The organism is Arenibacter sp. P308M17 (assembly GCF_003426735.1).
Taxonomy (GTDB): domain Bacteria; phylum Bacteroidota; class Bacteroidia; order Flavobacteriales; family Flavobacteriaceae; genus Arenibacter.
This window is the reverse complement of the sequence record NZ_QVON01000002.1, coordinates 1-22,089: the sequence shown is the minus strand read 5'-3', so window position 1 is coordinate 22,089 and position 22,089 is coordinate 1. Positions and strand designations below refer to the sequence as shown.

Here is a 22,089-nt window from a genome sequence, read left to right as displayed (position 1 = left end):
GGTATGAACATCACTGACAAAGGAATACGGGAATCGGTCAATGAACTTTTTGATCAATATATTTTGGATGCCTACGAAATTGTAGACCCGATGATAGAAATCGGTCAGGTTTTCGCATGTATTGGTATCTCGGTTTTTGCCATTCTAGTGTTTCTCAATAAGGATAAGCGAGCTGATATTTTCGAACATCTCAAATGGATGCCATTGGCCTTTGTCCTTTTTAATTATCGGGCCCTCACAAGAGCCATTCTTGAATTCTACCAAGGAATTGGAATGTCCCTAAAGGCTAATGATATTTCATGGGACGTCCTCCATATTAAAATTTTGGTGGCCCAGACAACAGCTATGGTAGATTTTGGTGTTTCCTGGGTACTTCTACAAGGAGATCCGGAGGCTATACAAGTACTTGTTCTCGGGGCTTTCACTTCCGGTGTTACTGCCATTGCATCCGTTATTTCCGCCGTTGTTTTCGTGGGAATAAAAGCAATGTCCGTAGTCTATTTGTTCGTGTTGATAATATTTGGGCCATTAAATATAGGGTTATCCTTCATCCCTGTATTTTCAGGCATGTGGAAGGCATGGCTACAAAAATTCATGAGTGTCTGCCTATGGATACCCATGCTTCACCTTATCGATAACTTCATGTTGCACGTGTTGGATAAGCTCATAGACTCACTACTATCAGAAAGAGATGCGAACTTAGGTTTAGTGCTCACCTGTGGTTTATTGATGTTGATGAACGTTTTTGTTTATCTAAAGGCCCCAATATTATCCAACTTCATCGTCCAGGGAATGAGCGTTAGTGCTGGCCATTTGAAGGATCAGGCAAAACACTATGTGAAAAAAGTAGCACAAACGACAGTTGATGCCAACACGGGAGGAGCTACAAAGGGAGTAAGAACCTTAATACAATAAGCGGTTTAACGATAAAAATTGACTTTAAACGATATCAAAAAAACAGATGGACGGTAATTATAAGATTTTCAACGATTTAAGCAAGATTGGTAGTAGGAGTAATAAAGTGCTATATGTATCTTTAATTCTCACGTTCGTAACCACTATCCTCAATATCTTTTATACCTACAAGACGAACGAGAGCGCCAAAAACAATTTTTATCTGCTCGATAACGGCCAGAAGCTGGCTGCCGTCAGGATAAAGGACTACAAGCGGGCAATAGATATTTTATGTGAAGGCCATATTGCCAATTTCCATGAATTGTTTTTTGCGTTGGAACCCGATTTACGCCATATCAAGAGAAATATCGAAGATAAGGCGCTGTATATGGCCGATCATTCGGTACAAAGGCTGTACAATCGTTTGATCGATCAAAACTATTACGAAGATATCGCCAAAAGTGGCTATTCGATAGAGATAGAAAAGGATTCAATTTTCGTGGATTACTCCGAATATCCATTTCCATTTCGATTCGTTGGAAAACAAAGGATTTTAAAGAGTGGCAATGTGGAATATCGGAATATGATAACCAAAGGGTACTTGGTAGAGACCAACTCAACTCCAAATAATTTGAACGGACTTAAGATTATAAAGTTCGACGTTTTAAACAACCAAGATTTGTAATTACGAACCTATGAATCGCAAAATTGACCAATTCAATCTTTGGATAAAACGGCATAGACTGTTCGCTTTCTTTGCCCCTATTATAGTTCTTCTGGCAGTATTCTTTGTAATGACCAGTATCAGTACTATGGGCAAGGACAAGCAAAAAAGTAACAATGACGATGCGTACAACAATAATTTGCCGGACCATAACAAACAACTAGATGCTACGAAACCTAACGATATTTACAAAAAGTTACAGCAAGATTCTCTAGATCAATTGAGGTCAAAAGGACTCTTCAAGAGCATTTTAGAAACCAAGAATGAGAATGATTCCTTAGAACGTATTTTAGAGGAACTCAATAACTTTTCTTTGGATGAAAAGGAAAACAGTAGCAATAGGAGTTTCAAGGACACTTCATATCCCGAAACAATTATTCCCGAGTACACTTCCAAAACCACGGATGCACAAAAAAAACTGGAATACAGAAATCTATTGATGCAAGCAAGGGATCAAAGGCTTGCCCGTAGTCAGGATTATTCCGCTCCATATACAGAACCATCCACCGACTCAAAGACAAATGCAATAGCATTCGATGCTGCAATTTATCGTGACCAGTTTATTTTACCGGGTAACCGTGTTACCCTGATCTTAAAGGATGATATCTATTACAAGGGTAGGCGATTCCCTAGGAATACATTTGTATACGCAACAGCCAACGTGAAAGGATCAAGGGTTTTATTGGAAATAACCAATATTGACAATTTAGCAATGGAATTGACCGCAATTGATCAGGAAGATGGCATGGTCGGACTGCACAATGAGCGAGCTGGTCAATTGTTGCAGGAATTCACAGCCGATATTCAACAACAAAGTGTAAACGAATTATCGGAGGCTGTCGGCGAAACAGTAGAAATTCCATTGGCACAAAACCTGGTACGCTCCTTTGGCAATTTTTTCCAAAAGAAAAAATACAAACAGAAAGACAAGATACTTTTGGTAAATGGAGACCGTGTAATTCTAAAACCAAAAAAAATATAGTGATGATGAAGGGACTATTGCTCATATCGGTCCTATTTTCAGGGTGTGCGTTGGTTGGCCAAGCCTCTAGCGATACCTTGCAAATATCAAAGGACTTCAAGACCATTCTTATTTTTCCTGAAAACATTTCCGAAAGTAGTATCGGCAACGATTTCGGTTTTATTGTGGACTTACCAAAACCGGAAGGCGGCAAATTTAGTGGCCGAATAATAAAACTCTATTACGATGAACTCGCCATCGAAAAAGAAAATGTAACCAACTATTTGGTCATTACTGATACTGGAAACGTTTACGATTTTGTATTGGAACTAGTTGCGGTTCCGGAAAAAACGACATGGTACATCACTCAAGAAATGGCCGTTGCCAACATTGAGGGAAAACCAATTGAAAAAAGGAATGAAAATCAGCGGAAGATAGCAACACCTGAGAAGCTTAACAATGAAATGGAGAAAATGGACACAATTTCCCATATTAAAAACTCCGACAAAATAGTTGCTGGTAATTCAAAAGATAGTGCTACCAAGGAGTTGTACCTATCCGACCCCATGGAATATTATCGCCTTCGATGTTATTATATGCAATTCGACAAGCCTAAAATCAGTCGGTATTTTTCTAGATTGGACAATGTTTTCCTATGGCTAAAAGGTGTCTACTATAACGAGGACGAGCTTTATTTTCAATATAGGATAGAAAACAAGGAAGGCCTTGATATGGATATCAATTTTATAAAGCATCAAATTGCAACCAACTATAAAAATAGCAGTAGTAACCAAAAAATGCAGCTCAAACCGGTTTTCGTCTACAAACAACCTAAAACCATCGCAGGAAAAAGCGAGAACCATTTTGTTGTGGTATTTAAAAAGTTTGCCTTGGATGAGAAAAAAGAGGTTCTGGTGGAATTGGACGAGGAGTCCGGCAACCGCAATCTTTCATTGCGCATTGGCCATGAAATTATCAATAATCCCATAAACTTTTAAAAATGAGGAACTCTATAGCCGTTTTGGCACTTTTCATTACGACAACGGCATACACGCAAAGCGGCAATTATGCCTCATCGGTCGGAATAAGCGGGGGTTACGCGGAGGATGGCTATGGTATAATGGCCACGTTCAATTACCACATAAACAGAGAGCGTTATGTGCAATTAAGCATATTCGCCGCCATTGCAGAGGATAAAGGTTCGTTTGATATTCCTTATAATATTTTCACTGTACAGCCCGGATACTTTATCAAGATTTGGGAACAGAAAAATTTTAAACGGTATGCCCTCAATTTTGGTGGTGGGGCAATTATCGGATACGAGGTCATTAACAATGGTAGCAACTTGCTTGAGAACGGAGCGATCATAGATGCTAAAAGTCAATTTATATATGGAGCCTATTTGGGCCTGGAAGGGGAAATTACCCTCAGCAATGATTTCTCCTTTTTACTAAAGGCCAACGAATACTATCACGTCAATAGCGATATAGGAAATTTTTATCCTTATGTCGGAATCGGTCTTCGCTATTTTCTGTTCTAAACTCATTGAAGATGAAAAACTACAAAAGAGTAACTAAAGTAGTGCTGGGGCTTGTCGCCTTAATATCAGTGCTTATCATTGCTTGTAGCAAGGATTTTGAGGATATAATTTTGGATGATTTTGATTTTGATTTCTCCATTGAACAGCCTGAAACCAGTTTCGTTTTTGAAAGTGCCAAAACTTTATTTTCAATTGTTCCTGAAAAAGAAATAAGTACTGTTCATTATTATGCGCGATTTACGACTTTGAATGGCAAAGGATACTTCATGAACATGTTAGGCGATACTATCCTTGAGAATGATACGCTGAACATTGTAGACAAGCAGTGGTCATATAATTATGTAGCCATCGATACTGGCATGCATAAAATTAACTTCATTGCTTGGGATTCAAATGCCAGGGAGAAAAAATTGGAACTATTGCACTATGCCAAATACGCCAGTTTTAGCTTTTTGCTAAACAAAGGGGTCAACGATTTTATCATCAATTCCAAGAATCCTGTGAACGTTACACTACTTAGGGATAAGGAAACCGAAAACCCCGATAATAAAGGGGAATTTGAAATAACGTATCAGATAGAAAATGGAACCGGGAAACTCTATTTGAAAGAAGAAGCCTTTGACGCTGGAAAGCCATTTAACTTACCAAAAGGAATTTCAGAGATGGGATACCTTCCAGATACCTTGGGCGAACATAAATTAATCGTTACGGCCAAAGCTCCTGATGGTGCTACCTTGACCGAGGTTCTTCTTCTTACTGTACTTAACCTCGGCTTTACAATTAATGCCACTGCTGCATCGACCCAAGTGGAATTGAATACTAATTTGGCCGTCGCCATAGATCTGAGGACCCAAGACGAAGAATCTGACGTAGCATATGAAATTACCCATTCCTTTTCAACTACTAGCGAAGGTGCAGGTACCGTGCGCGACCAGAACGGTGGTGTAATGGATCCAGGTAAATATAGGCCTATAATTCCCAATTCCTACAATTTCACTTTTACGAGTACTGAACTGGGAAAACGGACAATATTCTTTGATGTGAGGGATTCCAATGGACAGATAAAACAGGACAGCGTTGAAATCGAGGTGGCGAACATCCCATTTACTTTTTCCGGTAATTCGGAAAGCAATTCAGTTTTTTTAAATGAGCGTACTCAACTCAATTTTAATATTAAATCCAATGGCAACACAGAGAATATAGATTACAATATTTCCTATGAAATTGTGGAGGGCAACGGAAGGCTGACCGGGATAAATGGCAACACCCTACAGAACTCAACAGGCTATCCAGTGGAACTTGGTAACTTTTCACTTTTTTATTATCCAGAAAGTTTAGGTTCGCACCAAATTTCATTTATTGTAACCGACAATTACGGTCAGGAAGTGGGGCCGGTCAATATTGACCTTGAAACCAAACAGAACGATTTTACATTGAGTATGACCCCGTCAAAGACTTCCGAGTTTGCAAATTTACCAGTAGATATAATTATTGACATCAATGAAATACCTGAAGGAACCAATGATACTTATGAAGCCTTTTATTCATCCGGCAGAAATAGTTCACTTCGAGTAAACGGAATAGAATACGGACCAGGCGAAAAATTTCAACTTGTACCAAATAACAATAATGTAGTCTATACTGGTACCCAAGCTGGTCAGCATGATATAGTTCTGAGTGTAGAGTCAAGTGCAAATGTGACGCATACTGCGAATACTATGGTGAACTACAACCAAGTGGATTTTCTGTTCACAGGTGGAAGTCAAAAAACAGATATTTCAGTCGGGGAGATCACCTCGCTTAACTTCAACATTTCGGAAAGTATTGGTTCTTCAGAATATAATATCAGATATAGCTTAAACGGAAATGCCCTAATTAGAAATGAAAATGGCACAGAAGTGAGTGCAGGAAATATTTATGATATTCCCAAAGGAAATTTCAACTGGAGCCTGGAAGGTACCGACGAGAGCAATATCAATTTGACTTTTTATGTTCAAAACGATACCGGTCTTGAAAAAACGGTTACTATATCCATCGACGTAACACCAAAGAATTATAATTTTAATGCAAACGCGACACAATCACAGGTATATACAGGAGAGACTGTTGATATTAATTTCAATATCAGTGAATTGGGCATTGGAGGTGATAGCTATGTGATGTATTTTTCATCGGGAAGCAGCAACGGTAGCTTTGAATATCAAGGCAATACTTATGCGGCAGGTGAAAGTTTTAACGTTCCTGTTGGCTCTTTCCAGGGAAGTTATACTGGCATTTCTGAATCCAACCATAATATTGAATTTACGGTCCGGTCAACTTCAGAAGTTGAAAAAACAGCAGATGTCAATATTAATTTTGAAAAGTATGAAGAATTTTTCGATTTTACCGTCGGCCAGCCGTCCCAAGATAAATATGAAAATCAACCCTTCCTATTAAATGTGGTCACGAATGCCACATCTGGACACGATACATCTGTCATTTACCAAATGACATTTGAATTTGCCGATATGAATGGGGGTTATATAAACCATCGGGGAAAGATATATAGGGAAGGTGAGGTTATTCCCCTGGAGTACGGTTCTGTGGCGATGCAGTTTTATCCACAAATCGACGAGAGTTTTACTATTAATTTTCGTGTCGAAAATTCAACTGGCATATCACAGACCACCAGTGAATCGATTTTAATGCTTAAAAAGCCGACTGCAGCTGTCAAGGGAGAGAAGCATAATATACGATGTGGTGGTCTTAATGGCTGTGACTACGTGGTTCGGATATATACCTGTTTTGCTGCAAATTGTTCCGAAGCCTATAATGGTGCCACTTTACAACAAGTGGAGGTTCGTATTTACAACATAGATGATAGAAGATGGGATACAATGTTATTCAATTACAATGACGCCAGAGGATCGGGTGTTGAACGCTATTTTGAACTAGAGGAAGAACCCAGAGAGAATAGACTTAAGTATCTAGACCAAGATTATGAGGTTAGGGTACAGGACAGCAATGGACAATGGAGTAATACCGTAAGGGGGTCAATAATAAGAGTCTAAAGGAAAAGGTAACATAAGAACCATTTTAGGAATTAACTTTTTTTGAGAATAATGGTTACCAAAACATCGGTGCCGCCAAGATTATCCTGGGTCTCTACCACAAGTTTATTTTTGGTAAACTCCATTATCTTCATTTCATTTCGTGTTTCAAAAACGATACGATTATTGTTTACGAGTTGATAGGTGTCGGTTTCTATTGTAGTAAAAGCTTGATTTCCATCACAAGCAAGCCCGTTCTCGTTAATGTTATAAACACCTTTCTCGCCTTCTCCCCTTTCAGCAAAAAAGGTCAAATTATCTTTGATACATTGTTTGATTTCCTGTGTATTGAACAAATCTATATTTGAGGTGCCGTCGCCATTGATATCCACTGCCCTATCGGTCATAATAGATTGATATTCCCATTGGCCCAGTAAGGCTTGAGCCTTGTCCGATTCTGAAAGATTATCATTATCATTACTACATGCAAAAAATATCAAAATAGAAAAAATGAGAAAAACATTAGTAATAATTTTCATCTGTTTATTTTTTTGTTTTTAAAAGGTCAGACCTGCCCGACTACTTCATTCAGGCGGGTGTAATTCGCCAATAATCATGTACTCACGAGTTTTTATTTTAAATTTTGGAGTTCGTGAATCTTCGATTTCGGTTGATATCAAGAATTTTCATGGCTCATTTCATAAGAACATGTTTTAGACCTTTGCATAAAGATAAATATTAAGAGCGTAGGTATGGCAATCATTAAAACACTAATTATACCTTCATTTAATTAAACTTCCATAAATTTACAAAAACCCTTTAGTGTAACACCTGTTGCCCTGCGTGGCCTCATGGCTCTGGCTTTAGGGTTTTGTTTCTTTAAATTCTTAAGTAGAGGATTTAATCCCGATGAAACCCATACTTTACCAACTCTTTCAATAAAGATTCATAATGCTTTTCAGGAAAGTTCCTTCTTTCATTCAGGAAATGGCGTAGGGTATCCCTGGGCATTTCACAGTTGTCCTCCAACTTCCTAATAGAGAGAGCTTCCCGTTCCAATAACCAATTTCTTAGGGGTACAAACTTATAATCCATACTGGTATAAATTTTTGAATTTATTACAAATGTACTCAAAAGCGTACAATTACAGCAATATTGTAACAGCAAAACAAAGGGCCTAAAAAAGCCCTTCATCTGCGAAGGAGTAATATCCCTCCCTAGTAATTATTATGCTGTCAAGGGTTGATATGTCCACCAACTTTGAAGCTTCCCTCAATTTGTTGGAGATCTGTTTATCTGCTTCTGAAGGTTTCAGATTACCAGATGGATGGTTGTGGACCAGTATCAGGGAGCTTGTTTTGATCAGGATTGCCTGTCGCAGTACATCCTTTGTCGAAATGAGACAACCGTTATCGGTGCCAGATGTTAGATGGTGTATATTCACCACCTGATTTTTACGGTTCAAATGTATGACCTTCACTTCTTCGTGATCGTCCATTACAGTGTCAAAATATGGATAAATGAACTCTCTCACGGAACTCGAAGAGGTTATTTGAAAAGTGGGTAGTTCTGTTCTCCTGTAAATGGCCGTTAACTCTCCAACGAAATCTTTAAAGGTTGCGATTCGAATGTCTTTCATAATAGTATGTTTTTAAGATTATGCGGCGAAAAAAATCAACAGGAGCGCAGCGGTGCGGATAAGTCCATGTGGAGATTTTAAAAAATTGTGGTGGGCTCCCCCGACAGGAGGGATACCCCATTTTTTCAAATACTACATGGACAGGGCAAATGCGGCTTGATTAAATTGCGGCATAAGTATGAAAAATGAATTTTTAGGCTGGAACCTGCCATATTAAACAAGAAATAACCGAATCGTTTTGAGAGGGTTCGATACCCTTGCAAAATGAATAGAACAGTTATTGGGAGAAATTCCTAAATTTATATATAGTTTCTACAAAAGAAGATTTATATTTACATTTGTACGGAACAAAAAAAGCCCCGTCATAAAACAGGGCTTCTAAAGTTTAACTACTTATCTCAATTCTCGTAGAATCATATAGAAAAGTAGTAAATACAGAAATGCAAATTCCATATCTCAACTGTTTTGTGGAGCATTAATAATCAAAAGATCGGACCTCAATTCCGATCTTTTGTGTTTCAAGCCAGATAGCTCTGTTACTAGCTACAGCTAAGATACAATGTTTGAAAGTATCACAAATAGTATATTTAAGTCGAAAATATACATAAAATACTGTAAATCAATATTTTACATTTATTTAGGCGTTAATAACTTCTAATAACTCCCAATAATTAGCCCATTAAATGGCTAATTCGGGTTCTTTTTACTACGGCTTCATTTGGAGATTGGCGAACAGACATAGTTCCTTTATCTCGTCGACAGTTCTTCTTCCTGCATTCTTGGTGCCCAAAAGTTTCTTCATCGAGAGCTTGGCCAAGTCCTGGGTCGTTCCTTCCCATATATCGATATGGTCCATTGCTTTCAATACGTTCAATGCCCGGGTGGACAATGGCAATTGGCAAATCTTGGTGTTCTTGTCAACGTTAACAAATTTGGATATCAAGTTGACCTCCTCTTCCATTTCCTTATAAAGGAGAGGAACTTGTTTCTTGAATCTTCTTATGGTGGATAGGGCTTCCAAAAATTCATAGTAAGTGATTATTTCCTTTTTCATTACATGGTTTTGGATGGCATCACGATTGTTCTAGCTTTCAATCCTAGTGTTTTTTATTACCTTCAACCGGCCACCTTGGTTTATTGACTGGTATGCTTATGGATGAATGCTCCCAAATAATCCTGAATCGATTTAAAGTCACAACCCTAGTTGATCAAAGTAAAATCCACAGGAACTCTGTAAAATATTTGGGGTACATATCTTCAATTCTGGCCTTCTCCCTACCGTGGCAACAAGATAATATACAGCTTGCCTTTTTGGAAACGTCCAAAAAGACTTCATTAGTTCCAACGGACATTGTTCTTTTTTCAAGGTATCCAAAATTTATTCATCGGACTTAGAAGAAAAATTTTCATCCTTTATTGGAACTTTTCAGTAAGATAATAATATTGGGGTTTATTTAAAAATATGAGGCTTGGAAGAAAAATGGCATCCATGATCTAAAATCGATTAAAGGTCTTAGAGAAATTTATCTATCTATTAGAATTGCCTGTTTCATTATTAGGTTCTGAAACAATTTCACGGTTCTTTCTTGGAAGGCTTCGGGAATTTTACCACCGATAATCCATTCGTTCTTGACCAATTTCCCGTGTTTGACATTGAACTCTTTCTTAAGGCAGGCCAATGCTACTTCCCTGGTAGGGGCATCCATTTGCTCGAATAAACGCCTGATATTGTCTATCATAGGTTAGTTTTGATAAGCTATAAAAATATTGGAAAACTGGCGTCAAAAAAAAAAAAAATTCGATTTAAGTATCAGTAAAGTTGTCAACAGTATGTTCAGTGCTAGTGGCGGTTATTACTAGGGACTATATTTAAATTACCATTTTAATTCTCAGTATATACCCGAAATATTCAGAATTCAATCCTTTATTTAAACTTTAAATAATCCAATTTCATTGCTTTTTCGATCTCGTTTGTTCTAGATTGTCCGAATAAGTTAACCAAGTAAGTATCTGGACTAGATATCTCAGAAGCAATAATTTCATCATATTCTTCTTTGGTGATAAACCCTTTTCCAAACAACGGTTGAAACGTTTCCTTAAGTATAGGATTAATTTTTTCTATTTCTTCTTTTTTCATCCTTTATTTTGGTTTTACAATTTGTTTATATGTCTAATTTTACCAGCGATTTTCTCGATACCCTTTCGTTCCCCTGTTTCGATATAGCGTGCAGCAATGGTTATACACGAACTGCATCATCCCTTTAGAATTATAACATTAAGATTATTTATATAACTTTTATATTTATCAAATTCTTGTGATAGGTACCACAGTCACAGAAAATTGAATTTATGGCAATATCAATGTCCTCTTTCCAAGTTGAGCCAAACATCAATTGAAGTTGCAATGGCCCTATTTCCATTTTGTAATCATAAATGACATGTTCTGATCGTTTTTTTGGCATCTTTTTATCCTTTTTTTGAACTTTTCAATTATTTAATCACATATAGAAGGCATAAGATTCTTTCGGAATTTCATTTTCTCCCAAATACTTCATTATTTCTCCAACTTTTCTAGCACATGCGATAGTTATTGGATACTTATTATCGAATTGAGTATTATTCCAGTTCATTTTTGTAAGACCAAGAATCTCCCTGCAAACAGTTTTTGCAGATGAAGCTCGTTTTACTATTCTTATTTCCAACGGAGCAGGTATATACATGCCTGGGTAGGTTTGATATTGATGAACCGAACCCCTTGTGTAAAGAACATATCTTTCCTCAGTAAGTGTAAATAAAGATCCTCTGACCGGAGGATATAAGTTGTTCCTGAAAAATCTCAGGTCAGTTTCCATCACGGTTACGATATCGAACTCAGTAATTCCCATTTCATTCATTGTTTTTTCAAAGCCATCTACTTCGTCTTCATAGTATTTGGATGTTTTATGAAGTACTAAACGGGCTGGAATTGTACCCGTAGCAAATTTATATTTTGACAAAGCATCCTTTAAAAGGGAATAAGATTGTTCAAAGGTTAAATGGGGTTTCCTATCTTCTTTGTCTTCAATTACTGGTGTTCCTCTTAAAATTACTCCTTTACCGTTTTCATTGAAAATCTGCGCAAGACTTGTTTGGACTGTCTCACGGTCTCTACTGCGATAAAAACCTATACCAACAAAACATACGTTAGGTCGGTTTTCATCCACTTCCAATTTCCAAGGGATGGTTTGCAAACCCTTGTAATAAAGAGCTGTACAAAAATTCCATGCTTTGGTAGCTGCATCTTGAGACTTGTTGTCATCATGCAATACATATTCCCTAATTAATTGAATTGGAGTATTATACTGCATTGTTCTTGCTTTTAAAGCCCTTCTGAAATTCAATTCCATCTCAACACCTTCTTCGTCTTCGGCATTTTCCTCTACTGGTTGGTCATCCTTATTTTCATTTACAATTTTTCCTTCAAACGCCTTCGGAACAATACAAATTATAACATCGCAGTTTTTTATATCGGACAAGAATTTTACATGTTCAGAAACTAAGTCGACCGCATTAAGCACTTGGTCTTCATGATAATCAGCATCAAGAACTTTGGTTATTTCGTTGGGTGACAATATTCTTTCAACATTTGTGTCATAAATAAATTTTGCACAAAACCCTTGATCTTGATTAAAGCCCGGAAATGATTTGAATAACCCAGGTTGCTTCCCTTTTGGACTTGCTGGAATAAAACTTTCAAATCGCTTTAACCACTCCTTTAAATTTTCTACATCTTCCTCTATTCCCACAATTCCGATAAGTAATTGGTCCTTTCTAGCAGCTTGTACGGTATCGTAAACTTTAAGACCTGCAATGCCTTCTCTTGGGCATATACTTTTGCCTTCTCCAAAATACAGGTATGGCTCATTTAGATAGTCAGCCTTCATATATCAAATAAATCTACGTTGCCCAAGTTATCCTTTAGTTTCTTTTCGCTTGCTGCTGATTCCAATTTAACCCAAGTCATGTCAGGTACTATTGGGGCAAAATCGAACTTTTCTATCCGTCCAATCTTTAGATAAGGGTAATCCCTATATTCATCAAACAATGGTTCTGTTATCGATGGTTGTAGGTACCTCAATATAAAATTGAAATGATTGAACACATGCATATTTCTTTCGGTTTTCTTTAGCCATTGAATATTCTTAAAGCCCAAAGCAGATACCTTTAAATCTGGCCATAGAAATACCCATTCAGGTTTAATCGAAAGAAACCATTCTTTATCAAAAAGTTCAAATCGCGTTCTAAATGCATTACATCGCATATTGAAAATCTCTTCTTTATTTTTAAGATTCATTTTAATATCTACAACTTTTCTGGTTGCCTTCTTTGATCCTTTTACCCATTCTGCAGATCGATCAATCCATCTTTCCAAATCGTCTTTTTGGGTCGGTATAAAAGCGAAAAGTCCCTCTTCCCTGATCCATTTGATTTTTAACTTGTGAAGTTTGGATTCCAAACATTTTTTAAGAAGAAATTTAAAGGTTGATAAATCATCTTTTGAATTATTATAAATCTCTTCGCATGTGAATCTTTCCGCTGTACCTAAATCAATTATTTCTGTTAATGGCAAGGAAGGGTCTTGTAGGTCATGAAAAGTAAGAATTGAATCCCCCCATAGTATCCAATCATGAGGAAATCTTATATCTTTTAGTCTTAATGCGGAAATAACGTAATCAAAAAGTCCAGGACGATATTTTAGCTTAAGGCCTCGCTCCTCCATTTCAGCCTTTATGGCATTCTTATCAATTTTCAATTCCGCTCTATATACATGCTTGGGGAAGCTGATTTTTACTAGATTAGAATAAACTGGTTCGGTATTGTTGAAAAATTCATTTTGCTTTTCTTCAATCTCTCTTTTCAATGACTTTTCAATCTCAACCTGTAATTCAAAGGCATCCCGAACGGTTTTTCTAAAATATGCTGATTCTACTTTTGCTTCAAAGTTCTTTTGTAATTGCTCTTTAGCGTATGTAGTATTAAAGACCAATATTGGCTTTTTCTCGGCAAGGGCGGTTTGATATTCCAACTCAGTAATCGATTCCTTTTCTTCTGGTTGCCAACCATATCTACCACCTAAAATAAGAATATATATATCTGATTCTTTTACTTTATTTAAACATGCTGTTAGGGAATCCGCGCTTTGAGCTTCCATTGTAAATTCCGACATTAAGGGAAACCCACCAACTTTTTCAACAGCTTTTAAGGCAGCGGAACGCTCATTGGGCAAATCCGCAATGGTACTGCTAATAAATATTTTTGGCTGCGTGATAAACATGTTTTTAATTCAGTCTGACTTTTATTATTATCATTCCAATTTTCGTTTATTTGAACTTCTCAATTTTGTCTATAAGTACAATTATTTTATCTGGGTCAACATTTTCATCATACATTCTGAAAAAATGAATAGCCGTTGTATGAGCAATTTGGTTTGTACTTATTGTTTTATCAGGAATTTCTCCATCTTGTTGCCATGTAAAGCAAGAATGTTGGATGGCATCGATTCCCGGATATTCGGCTTTAAATCTGGCAATGAACTTCATCATTTTTTATCGTTTAATTAGACTTAGGTTTTAATTGTTTTGAAAAATCAACGTTCCGATACATATAAGAACCTCCTGAGCATTTTCCTTTACTACAACTAATTACTTCTGCAAATGTTCCCTTTTCATTCCAAGCATAAAGATATCCTTCACCCTCATGTAATGTACCTTTATCTTGAGTTTTTCCTTTCGAATTATAATTCGATAATACGGTCCAAGGAAGTCCATCCTTATAAATACGTTCTGACCATAATCCGCCATTTGGATAATAAAAAGTATATTTTCCACTAAATTTTGGAGCCAATTCTAATGTTTCAACTATCTGATATGCAGGTACTATGGCGGCGAAATTCCCCGGGGTATTTGAGGCCAAATTTCCGTGAACTAAACCTATCACTTTTGGAGCAATTCCTACCTTCTCGCCTTGAATATTCATTGGTTTTTCAGTTTTATGAATTTCTAATACGGGACCACCACTAAAACCCCCAATACTTGGATCGTCGGTGATAATGAATGGATTAAGAACACTGTTATCAAATCGATCAAAATATACAATATCACTTGCACTACGAGTATTGCGAGTAATTGGACTGATTGATAAGGGAGTAACGCCTAAACCTAAAGGATAACCCATAATAGTTAGGTCATTAAAACGATTTGGTGCTTTAATAGACTCTTCTAAATATTCGTGATTAAACATAGCTATATCTTTAACTACATTATCATATATTCCTAAATGTAAAATAGCTATGTCAGCGGTAGGGTGTCTAACCCAATTCAATTTTTTTAAATCATGCTTAACTGTTGTTAGTGCCTGAATTGTGATTTCCTTTTTTTGTCCATCAGTACCTAAATATTTAATTTTACTTGTACCTTTTAAGAACCTGGCAACATGTTCTGCGGTAACCAAATAAATATCGATACCTCTGATTAGAAAAAAACCTGTCCCTAACGAAGGAACCTTTTTTTCAATGATTTTTTCGGTCCATGGTTTGCGATATAAGACCTCATATTGTTCCCCGTTAATTTGTATAGTCTCTGTAGCTTCGTCAGATAAATACAAAATAGCGCTGAAATAGTCTCTTAATTCATCATCATTGATGCGGTATTGAGAATAACAAAAAAAACCAAAAAATAAAAACAATATTAAAAACTGATATGGGTATTTCATGAAATCCTTTATTTGAACTTTATTGTAAATTATATTTGTTTGAAGCGTATAGTTCAATAGCCTTCAAATAATCTTTAGAACCTTTCTTTGTCATATCTTCTACCAATCCATCTAAATCATGATGATTATTCTTTATCCAACTAACTAGCGAGTCTTTCTCTTGGTTCCAAACTTCCCAATTTACATCAATGTATTCTAATTCCTCAAGCTTTGAAATTTTCTCTAAAGTAAAAGATACTTTGACCTTAAAAACCAAAGGATTGTTCTTTAAAAACTCATTGCGAACATTATCTTGGGCAATAGTCACAATAATATCATTGTTCTTTTCGTCTAATTCAACGATTTTATAGGATGGTTTAAATATGGAATCCCATTTAAAAAAATCATAAAAACTGTCATGGTTATAAGGTATCACGTAATCTCCAGAAATCATTGTAACACTATCATTTATTGTAGCTTTTATTTCATTGTAATCACCTGAATCAAAAGCATTGTAATATCTACTGACAGTTTCTTTATGACTTAATTTCTGTTCTTTGCATCCCGTTAAGAAATACAAAAGAAATAGTATGAGAAAGGTGTTTTTCATTGATCCTTTTATTGAACTTATCTATTCCTAAATATTCTTTCTAAAATTAAACAAATAAGTGTGGGTCGGGAGTTATTTCATAAACCCCTTAATTGTTAATAAATTTTGCGACATTCTAGAGTGATATTTGGTAATAATTAGTGAACTTACAGAATATAAATTTAATAAAATAGAAGATTATGGGAATTAAACCAGGACCAAAAAGAATTGCGGATTCAACAGGAAAACCAGACAGGCGTCAACGAGATAATAAAGAGACTCCTAAAAATACGCCATCACTAAAACCTCACAAGCATAAGAAAGGAGATTAACCTTTATTTTAATGAAGAGAGAAATTATCCTTTATTTAAACTTTTAAATCTTGTTTTCGTTCACTGGCATGATGTCCTAATTAATGGATTATTGAATTCCTACGCAATAAAAAGTTGGAGGGACAACTGGCAGGAACTCACCGTATTCTTCGAGTTTCGCTTGGAGATCCGTAAGATTATCAATACCACCAATATTATAGAGAACCTCAATGGAAAAATCAGAAAGTACACCAAGAACAAACTTTAATTCCCTACCGATGATACGGTAATGAAATCCGTATATTTGGCAACAAGGGAGGCGACCAAGAAATGGTCATTGCCCATCAGGAATTGGGGCATTATTTTAAATTAGTTCCTTAGGATATATGAAAAAAAGGTCAGACTTTAAATAAAAGTCAAACCTTAGTTTGTTCAACTTACACAGTTAACAGGATAGTGTCTTTTAATGGACTAACATTTTACAATACCACTTAAATGGATAGTTCATTCCCATTTTCTTTATCTCCATTTTTATGTTTCTTGGGAATAATTTTGCTACCATCTAAAGAAAGATTTTTATTTATCGTAATTTCCTTACTATATTCTTCCATTCCTGTTTGCATAGCTTGCATGCGACTATTACCCGATTCAATGTTTTTAAACATTGGAGTCCTTAACTTCAATTCTTTAGCCAGTTCATAGCCAAGATTGAATGCTTCTATGTAATCCTTATCAACTTTTAGATTTTCTTCCATAATTAAAAAGTTTCACGAGCATACCTTTCAATATATTCGTTAATTGAATCCCGATCATAGAGAATTATTTTCCTTTGCGGTTGAGAAAATCTAATCTTTCCTTCATCCCTTAATTTCTGCAAAGTGGTTGTAGATTTTATATTTAGCAATAACATTGCTTCTTCACCATCAATCCATTTAGCCGGCTTATCTCTGCGTTTAGATTCCAAATGCTCTACCACCTTATCAAATAAAGCATAAAAAGCTTCTTCTTGTAGACATACCACCTGCATCGGATTAAATATTAAAAGTTAAATGTATGGTCATCTTCGTGATTTTTAATCCTATAATATACGACTTATGTCCATTCTTTACCAATTAATTAGGTTTAAGTTTCAATCGAATGGTCAAACGGTAATATCTCAATCAAAGTTTAGAACCTTCTCTAAAGCATCATCCGTTTCTTTGTGCATGAAATTTGACTGATAATTGACGGTGGTTGTAATAGAAGAATGCCGATATAATTTCTGAAGCATTTGAATTGGAATTTTATTGCCTGAAATATTACCGAAGCTGTGCCGTGCAATGTGCATACTGAGTTTCTTTTCAATACCAAGTTTTTCGGCTACCATTTCCAATCGCCTATTTAAGTTTCTAGTTATCGTCTTTACCCGAGTTACCACTTGCTTTTGGTCATTTAAATTAGTACCTTTTAAATAAGGAAAAACTAAATCATTTTTATGCTGTTGAACCGACGTATACAGGTATAGTAATCTTTTTGCCTTCTCAGGCACTGCTAGGGAAACTATTTTTTGGTTTTTCCCCATCCGATAATAAAGCCTATCATCTTTAAAATCCGAGCATTTCAATTTCAAAATATCACCGACCCTTATACCCGCAAAATAAAAACTTGTTAGCCACGTATTAACTGTATTTTGTTGAGCCACTGTCAAGTCTCTTGCTGTTTCAAGCAATATGATCTCTTCCTTATTCAATCCGATTTTCTCACTTTCAGGGAATTTTATCTGAATTTTTCCTTTCCCAAATGGATAGTTGCTATCGTCCACATGATATTCCTTTCGTGCCAAATTATAAACTGTTCTAATTAGCATAAGATAATTAATAGCTGTTCTTGGAGCTACCTTTCGCTCATAAAGTAGATAGGCTTCAAACCGCCTTAACAAACTAACATCCAAATCGATAAACGGCAACTCCTTGCGCCCCAAAAAATCTTTGAATATATTCAATCTCTTTTCTTGATTGTAATGTTGATCGAATTTTTTACGTCTTAGTATGTTCCCAAGAAATAATTCACTGGCTAGAAAAAAATCTACCTTGGACTTACCAAGTATTTTATTTTTTATCTTCTTGGCAGATTGGTCGTTACCTTCCCCATCACTATCAATAAGTCTGTCATTTGCTTCTGATAGTTTCTTTGCAACCAACTTATTTAAACGGCTTGAGTTCGGATGTGATTTTCTTACTCTGTCGAATTTACTATCCCAGAATTTCTCGTCAATATATTGTCCAGTAAACAAGAATGATGATTTTCTATCTATGGTTACACGAATCGCGATAGGGAATAATCCCGCTTTGTTTGGTTTCCTCCTTAAAACTGCCTGTATTGTTGCCATTATTTTGAAGTTCGATACTTCAAGATACAAAATCTAGGTACAACATAGGTACAACATTTGATGTTTTTACTTGGTTTTACAACATTTCATAATTTCAAAACTCATCAATAAACTACTGATTATAAGCCATATAGAACCATATCAATACAGGTTTGTCAAAGTTCATAACCCGGAGGTCGGGGGATCGTGCCCCCCTCTCGCTACAAGCAATGACAAGGGCTTCAAGAGATTGAAGCTCTTTTTTTTTATGCCTAGAAAACTATGAACAACATTAGCTTTTTACATAGATAAAAAAGGAATTGAAAAAATATATGTTTCCTACCTTTTAGAGTAGTTGTTCCCATGAATTGGAAAAGTTTAAATCAATGTCCCGGTCCCGGTCTTTCCATATAATCCTGCCAGATGACCAAAACATATTTCTCTTTTCCATAATCGGTCTTTTTCAAGAAACCGTATTCATACACAAAGAAATACACCTCCCCTTTTTGGTTCTTCCAATAATGGGTGAAGAATTTAGGGTTAAATCCCAATTCCAATAAAACACGGCTTCTTACAGTTACCTTGCCTCCTTTATTAAACTCCTTAAGCAACCTACGGTTCAATTTCAGTTGATTATCCACTTTGTTATAGAAACGTTCGGGCTCCTGTTTGGACCGTTTGTATTGATAAGCACTTTTACAATGTAGATTGCAAAATTTCTTGTCCGTTCTACCAACCAGTTTAATGCCACAATAAAGACACTCTTGCTGTATTCTCATCGAATTAAAATTTAAACGAATGCTTATTCGAACATTATTCGATTAAGATACGTTTAAATTATTTTTTATTGGGAAATTGCCATAAAAATCCAACATGTACAAGGGAAGAAGTATTACTTTAAAACATCTTTTGATAGATGGCGTAAAGCAAATAGGCCTGCAATTCACGAACGACAAGGTTATCCTTGCCCTATTAAAATCCTTACCGGGTATTGCTTGGTCCGATACGTTCAACATGTACTACCTGGCCAATGACAAAAGTAACCTGGAACTTATTTTCGAAGTTTTCAGGGGCGAAGCCTGGATCAATGGAAACTATTTCTTTGAGAAGAAATTGGATAACGACAATGGGCCGCTCAATGTAGATTGGTTCAGAAAGCGTACTTTGGCAAAAGGTTATCATCCCTGTCCTGAAGAATATCTTTTGAAACTGGAACTGATGCGCTACTCGAACAATACAGTAAAAGCATATGTAAACTGTTTTGAAGCCTTTATCAACTTTTATTCGGATATAAGTCCTTTAACCATAAATGAATTTGAAGTTAGATCATATCTGCAAAAGCTCATCCAAGAAGGCAAGTCAGACTCTTACGTAAACCAGGCCCTGAACAGTATTAAATTTTTTTACGAAAAAGTGCTCGGTATGCCCAATAGATTTTATACCATAGAACGTCCCAGAAAAAAAGTTGTATTACCCAAAGTTATCTCAAAAGAAGAGGTAAAAGCAATCATTGCCAATACCAATAATATTAAACATAAATGCATTGTGTCCCTACTATATTCCTCTGGTCTAAGGAGGAACGAACTGTTAAACCTAAGAGTAGATGATATTATAAGCGATCGAATGATGGTAAAGGTCGGACAGGGGAAGGGAAACAAGGATAGATATACAATATTGAGTGATACCACTTTAAAGGACCTCAGACGTTATTATTTGGAATACAGACCGAAAAACTATCTTTTTGAGGGGGCCAATGGGCATCGATACAGTAGTTCGAGTGTCCTGAGCATTATCGTTTCAGCGGCCAAAAGAGCCGGTATTTTCAAAAGGGTTACCCCACATATGTTGAGACATAGCTTCGCCACACATCTTTTGGAAAGTGGCACCGACATAAGGCACATTCAACTGCTATTAGGACATAACTCTACCAAGACAACGGAAATTTATACCCATGTAGCAGAAAAATCCTTCATGAAAATAGATGATTTACTATCTTAGGCCTATAAAAGATATATGATCAATGATCATATCCAATTGTTGTAAAACATTTTAGCCTAAATAGGATGGAAACAAGGGGGAGTAAAATATCAAGTGGAAAAGAAATTTGATAATGAATATTAGAAATTGGTTTAAGAAAACCGAAAAGATATATTCCGTAAAAAGTATAAACCCTATAGACAAGGCAAAAGCTATGGATTCTATACTTGAGATGTGTGTTAAATATAGGGTTTCAGAAGGAGCTTTAGTGGACTTTTACAAAGTAGAAGAAAAATTGTGCGATGATTTTGGTCTTCACTCTTGGGAATCGGAATTGATTTTAGATGTAATGGCGCATCAAGAGTATATAAAGGAGGACTATGATGAAAATGGAGATATTGAAAAAATTCAATGTTTGCCCAAAGGTATCGAAAAGTATATTAATGGTGGATTTAAGCCAGAAATAAAAAGTGAATTAAGAGAGATAAGATTAATAAGAATAGGGCAATACTCAGCAGGAATAGTTGGTACTTACTATCTTGCCACATTCTTGAAAGAGTATCTCGGAACGTTACTCGAAATACTGAGTTTCCTATTTTATAACTTATGTAGTCTTCTAAAATAAACGACCATCCTACTAGAATCATTAAGACTTCTAAGAAAACATAACACAATAAGACACCTATTATTATAATCAAAACAACAATTTAAATTAGTATTTATTAAAAAATATATTCATGAGTGAAAATGAAAAAATAATGCGTAATGTTTTCGGGACAAATTTATGGGTTCTAAAATCAAAAAAACGGGCAATGGTATTCCCATTGTTTACAGGTTTTAATAAAGAGTATGAAATAATAAACATAATGCCTGAAAAAGAATTAACAAAAACCGTTTTTACTTTAGCTCAAATTGGAGATGAAATATTTTTCAAAAATTTACGAAATGACGAGATTCTTATTTTTGACATAAATCGGATAGAGAGTCGTAAAATTCGCTTGGAGAGCCAAAGTGGTCGATATGCTGAATTCGATATGACAGAATTAGAAAGGACAGATGATTTGCAACATTATCTGGACTAGGGATTTTACCTTCTTTTTCCATTTCTTTATAAAGCGGAAGTAGATGTTTTTCCATTATTTCGATTGGCGACCAAAATTTTGATGGAACCCCTTCTAGCGCTTTAAATTCTGCGGACAATTGTAAATGGCAGTCTGAGTTTGAATCCGACATAATAAAAACGTTTTACAATAACTAAGTATTCGGCCCGCCGATAGGCCAGGGCTGAATATCTTGTTGACGGATCCGGTTCCTCCCTATGGGGAAAGCCTTCTTTTTTGTGTTTGTCC

General features: G+C 35.9%; 24 protein-coding genes and 1 pseudogene. 10 read left to right on the top strand and 15 right to left on the bottom strand.

The features are described from left to right. Window positions 1-3: 3 nt before the first annotated feature. The 6 genes from D0S24_RS04175 to D0S24_RS04150 are packed head-to-tail and all read left to right on the top strand — an operon-like array spanning window position 4 to window position 7,169. Complete coding sequence (locus tag D0S24_RS04175) at window positions 4-915, top strand: type IV secretion system protein (protein WP_117018619.1); 912 nt, start codon at window positions 4-6, stop codon at window positions 913-915. Between the two features lie 46 nt (window positions 916-961). Next, window positions 962-1,579 carry a hypothetical protein gene (locus tag D0S24_RS04170; RefSeq protein ID WP_103441834.1) on the top strand — a complete coding sequence of 206 codons (618 nt, stop codon included), beginning with the start codon at window positions 962-964 and terminating at the stop codon, window positions 1,577-1,579. A 10-nt stretch (window positions 1,580-1,589) separates the two neighbouring features. Then, the gene (gene traM / locus D0S24_RS04165; RefSeq protein WP_117018618.1) at window positions 1,590-2,600 is read left to right on the top strand and encodes a conjugative transposon protein TraM; all 1,011 of its coding nucleotides are present in this window, start codon (window positions 1,590-1,592) and stop codon (window positions 2,598-2,600) included. Between the two features lie 2 nt (window positions 2,601-2,602). Next, window positions 2,603-3,577 (top strand): DUF4138 domain-containing protein, encoded by a 975-nt coding sequence (locus D0S24_RS04160; protein ID WP_117018617.1) that lies wholly within the window; start codon window positions 2,603-2,605, stop codon window positions 3,575-3,577. Window positions 3,578-3,579: 2 nt separating this feature from the next. Further along, on the top strand, window positions 3,580-4,119 hold the full coding sequence (locus D0S24_RS04155; protein ID WP_117018616.1) for a conjugal transfer protein TraO: 540 nt from the start codon (window positions 3,580-3,582) through the stop codon (window positions 4,117-4,119). A gap of 11 nt (window positions 4,120-4,130) precedes the next feature. Beyond that, the gene (locus D0S24_RS04150) at window positions 4,131-7,169 is read left to right on the top strand and encodes a TraQ conjugal transfer family protein (protein WP_117018615.1); all 3,039 of its coding nucleotides are present in this window, start codon (window positions 4,131-4,133) and stop codon (window positions 7,167-7,169) included. 32 nt (window positions 7,170-7,201) lie between these two features. On the opposite strand, the gene D0S24_RS04145 is transcribed toward D0S24_RS04150, so the two are convergent. The 11 genes from D0S24_RS04145 to D0S24_RS04095 all read right to left on the bottom strand — a co-directional run bounded on the left by D0S24_RS04145 (window position 7,202) and on the right by D0S24_RS04095 (window position 16,126). Beyond that, the gene (locus D0S24_RS04145) at window positions 7,202-7,687 is read right to left on the bottom strand and encodes a hypothetical protein (RefSeq protein ID WP_117018614.1); all 486 of its coding nucleotides are present in this window, start codon (window positions 7,685-7,687) and stop codon (window positions 7,202-7,204) included. A gap of 361 nt (window positions 7,688-8,048) precedes the next feature. Beyond that, window positions 8,049-8,243 (bottom strand): hypothetical protein, encoded by a 195-nt coding sequence (locus tag D0S24_RS04140; protein ID WP_146216338.1) that lies wholly within the window; start codon window positions 8,241-8,243, stop codon window positions 8,049-8,051. An 82-nt stretch (window positions 8,244-8,325) separates the two neighbouring features. Continuing rightward, window positions 8,326-8,787, bottom strand: a complete 462-nt coding sequence (locus D0S24_RS04135; RefSeq protein WP_117018613.1) for a RadC family protein — start codon at window positions 8,785-8,787, stop codon at window positions 8,326-8,328. Window positions 8,788-9,493: 706 nt separating this feature from the next. Beyond that, complete coding sequence (locus D0S24_RS04130; RefSeq protein WP_110357183.1) at window positions 9,494-9,841, bottom strand: DNA-directed RNA polymerase subunit alpha C-terminal domain-containing protein; 348 nt, start codon at window positions 9,839-9,841, stop codon at window positions 9,494-9,496. 469 nt (window positions 9,842-10,310) lie between these two features. Then, window positions 10,311-10,526 (bottom strand): hypothetical protein, encoded by a 216-nt coding sequence (locus D0S24_RS04125; RefSeq protein WP_117018612.1) that lies wholly within the window; start codon window positions 10,524-10,526, stop codon window positions 10,311-10,313. Between the two features lie 185 nt (window positions 10,527-10,711). Then, window positions 10,712-10,924, bottom strand: coding sequence for a hypothetical protein (locus D0S24_RS04120; protein ID WP_110357185.1), 213 nt, complete (start codon window positions 10,922-10,924; stop codon window positions 10,712-10,714). A gap of 361 nt (window positions 10,925-11,285) precedes the next feature. Then, a complete protein-coding gene (locus D0S24_RS04115) occupies window positions 11,286-12,710 on the bottom strand; it encodes a hypothetical protein (RefSeq protein WP_110357186.1) in 1,425 nt (474 codons plus the stop codon). Next, a complete protein-coding gene (locus tag D0S24_RS04110; RefSeq protein ID WP_117018611.1) occupies window positions 12,707-14,101 on the bottom strand; it encodes a DUF4062 domain-containing protein in 1,395 nt (464 codons plus the stop codon). The genes D0S24_RS04115 and D0S24_RS04110 overlap by 4 nt, the downstream gene beginning before the upstream one ends. Before the next feature lie 46 nt (window positions 14,102-14,147). Then, window positions 14,148-14,369 carry a hypothetical protein gene (locus D0S24_RS04105; RefSeq protein ID WP_117018610.1) on the bottom strand — a complete coding sequence of 74 codons (222 nt, stop codon included), beginning with the start codon at window positions 14,367-14,369 and terminating at the stop codon, window positions 14,148-14,150. Between the two features lie 10 nt (window positions 14,370-14,379). Beyond that, a complete protein-coding gene (locus D0S24_RS04100) occupies window positions 14,380-15,537 on the bottom strand; it encodes a S1C family serine protease (protein WP_147321424.1) in 1,158 nt (385 codons plus the stop codon). A gap of 19 nt (window positions 15,538-15,556) precedes the next feature. After that, the gene (locus tag D0S24_RS04095) at window positions 15,557-16,126 is read right to left on the bottom strand and encodes a hypothetical protein (RefSeq protein WP_117018608.1); all 570 of its coding nucleotides are present in this window, start codon (window positions 16,124-16,126) and stop codon (window positions 15,557-15,559) included. Between the two features lie 408 nt (window positions 16,127-16,534). Here D0S24_RS04095 and D0S24_RS04090 point away from each other — a divergent pair. Further along, a pseudogene (locus tag D0S24_RS04090) lies at window positions 16,535-16,789 on the top strand (transposase); the annotation flags it as partial. A gap of 118 nt (window positions 16,790-16,907) precedes the next feature. Here the strand turns inward: D0S24_RS04090 and D0S24_RS04085 are convergent. The 4 genes from D0S24_RS04085 to D0S24_RS04070 all read right to left on the bottom strand — a co-directional run bounded on the left by D0S24_RS04085 (window position 16,908) and on the right by D0S24_RS04070 (window position 19,542). Next, complete coding sequence (locus tag D0S24_RS04085) at window positions 16,908-17,171, bottom strand: hypothetical protein (RefSeq protein WP_103441823.1); 264 nt, start codon at window positions 17,169-17,171, stop codon at window positions 16,908-16,910. 2 nt (window positions 17,172-17,173) lie between these two features. Beyond that, complete coding sequence (locus D0S24_RS04080) at window positions 17,174-17,443, bottom strand: helix-turn-helix domain-containing protein (protein WP_103441822.1); 270 nt, start codon at window positions 17,441-17,443, stop codon at window positions 17,174-17,176. A 129-nt stretch (window positions 17,444-17,572) separates the two neighbouring features. Continuing rightward, entirely contained in the window at window positions 17,573-18,784 is a 1,212-nt protein-coding gene (locus D0S24_RS04075; RefSeq protein ID WP_110357191.1) for a site-specific integrase, read from the bottom strand. Window positions 18,785-19,146: 362 nt separating this feature from the next. After that, complete coding sequence (locus tag D0S24_RS04070; protein WP_117018607.1) at window positions 19,147-19,542, bottom strand: hypothetical protein; 396 nt, start codon at window positions 19,540-19,542, stop codon at window positions 19,147-19,149. Between the two features lie 94 nt (window positions 19,543-19,636). Between D0S24_RS04070 and xerA the strand changes: the two genes are divergently transcribed. The 3 genes from xerA (at window position 19,637) to D0S24_RS04055 (ending at window position 21,822) form a co-directional block, all read left to right on the top strand. Next, window positions 19,637-20,761 carry a site-specific tyrosine recombinase/integron integrase gene (gene xerA / locus D0S24_RS04065; protein ID WP_117018606.1) on the top strand — a complete coding sequence of 375 codons (1,125 nt, stop codon included), beginning with the start codon at window positions 19,637-19,639 and terminating at the stop codon, window positions 20,759-20,761. A gap of 112 nt (window positions 20,762-20,873) precedes the next feature. Then, window positions 20,874-21,365 carry a hypothetical protein gene (locus tag D0S24_RS04060; RefSeq protein WP_117018605.1) on the top strand — a complete coding sequence of 164 codons (492 nt, stop codon included), beginning with the start codon at window positions 20,874-20,876 and terminating at the stop codon, window positions 21,363-21,365. A 112-nt stretch (window positions 21,366-21,477) separates the two neighbouring features. Further along, window positions 21,478-21,822, top strand: coding sequence for a hypothetical protein (locus D0S24_RS04055; protein ID WP_117018604.1), 345 nt, complete (start codon window positions 21,478-21,480; stop codon window positions 21,820-21,822). Window positions 21,823-22,089 lie beyond the last annotated feature (267 nt).

Excerpts from the sequence above, each read along its gene's own strand:
- D0S24_RS04175 (WP_117018619.1), top strand. The coding sequence starts at position 4 with ATGAACATCACTGACAAAGGAATACGGGAATCGGTCAATGAACTTTTT.
- D0S24_RS04170 (WP_103441834.1), top strand. The coding sequence starts at position 962 with ATGGACGGTAATTATAAGATTTTCAACGATTTAAGCAAGATTGGTAGT.
- traM (WP_117018618.1), top strand. The coding sequence starts at position 1,590 with ATGAATCGCAAAATTGACCAATTCAATCTTTGGATAAAACGGCATAGA.
- D0S24_RS04160 (WP_117018617.1), top strand. The coding sequence starts at position 2,603 with ATGATGAAGGGACTATTGCTCATATCGGTCCTATTTTCAGGGTGTGCG.
- D0S24_RS04155 (WP_117018616.1), top strand. The coding sequence starts at position 3,580 with ATGAGGAACTCTATAGCCGTTTTGGCACTTTTCATTACGACAACGGCA.
- D0S24_RS04150 (WP_117018615.1), top strand. The coding sequence starts at position 4,131 with ATGAAAAACTACAAAAGAGTAACTAAAGTAGTGCTGGGGCTTGTCGCC.
- D0S24_RS04145 (WP_117018614.1), bottom strand. The coding sequence starts at position 7,687 with ATGAAAATTATTACTAATGTTTTTCTCATTTTTTCTATTTTGATATTT.
- D0S24_RS04140 (WP_146216338.1), bottom strand. The coding sequence starts at position 8,243 with ATGGATTATAAGTTTGTACCCCTAAGAAATTGGTTATTGGAACGGGAA.
- D0S24_RS04135 (WP_117018613.1), bottom strand. The coding sequence starts at position 8,787 with ATGAAAGACATTCGAATCGCAACCTTTAAAGATTTCGTTGGAGAGTTA.
- D0S24_RS04130 (WP_110357183.1), bottom strand. The coding sequence starts at position 9,841 with ATGAAAAAGGAAATAATCACTTACTATGAATTTTTGGAAGCCCTATCC.
- D0S24_RS04125 (WP_117018612.1), bottom strand. The coding sequence starts at position 10,526 with ATGATAGACAATATCAGGCGTTTATTCGAGCAAATGGATGCCCCTACC.
- D0S24_RS04120 (WP_110357185.1), bottom strand. The coding sequence starts at position 10,924 with ATGAAAAAAGAAGAAATAGAAAAAATTAATCCTATACTTAAGGAAACG.
- D0S24_RS04115 (WP_110357186.1), bottom strand. The coding sequence starts at position 12,710 with ATGAAGGCTGACTATCTAAATGAGCCATACCTGTATTTTGGAGAAGGC.
- D0S24_RS04110 (WP_117018611.1), bottom strand. The coding sequence starts at position 14,101 with ATGTTTATCACGCAGCCAAAAATATTTATTAGCAGTACCATTGCGGAT.
- D0S24_RS04105 (WP_117018610.1), bottom strand. The coding sequence starts at position 14,369 with ATGATGAAGTTCATTGCCAGATTTAAAGCCGAATATCCGGGAATCGAT.
- D0S24_RS04100 (WP_147321424.1), bottom strand. The coding sequence starts at position 15,537 with ATGAAATACCCATATCAGTTTTTAATATTGTTTTTATTTTTTGGTTTT.
- D0S24_RS04095 (WP_117018608.1), bottom strand. The coding sequence starts at position 16,126 with ATGAAAAACACCTTTCTCATACTATTTCTTTTGTATTTCTTAACGGGA.
- D0S24_RS04085 (WP_103441823.1), bottom strand. The coding sequence starts at position 17,171 with ATGGAAGAAAATCTAAAAGTTGATAAGGATTACATAGAAGCATTCAAT.
- D0S24_RS04080 (WP_103441822.1), bottom strand. The coding sequence starts at position 17,443 with ATGCAGGTGGTATGTCTACAAGAAGAAGCTTTTTATGCTTTATTTGAT.
- D0S24_RS04075 (WP_110357191.1), bottom strand. The coding sequence starts at position 18,784 with ATGGCAACAATACAGGCAGTTTTAAGGAGGAAACCAAACAAAGCGGGA.
- D0S24_RS04070 (WP_117018607.1), bottom strand. The coding sequence starts at position 19,542 with ATGAGAATACAGCAAGAGTGTCTTTATTGTGGCATTAAACTGGTTGGT.
- xerA (WP_117018606.1), top strand. The coding sequence starts at position 19,637 with ATGTACAAGGGAAGAAGTATTACTTTAAAACATCTTTTGATAGATGGC.
- D0S24_RS04060 (WP_117018605.1), top strand. The coding sequence starts at position 20,874 with ATGAATATTAGAAATTGGTTTAAGAAAACCGAAAAGATATATTCCGTA.
- D0S24_RS04055 (WP_117018604.1), top strand. The coding sequence starts at position 21,478 with ATGAGTGAAAATGAAAAAATAATGCGTAATGTTTTCGGGACAAATTTA.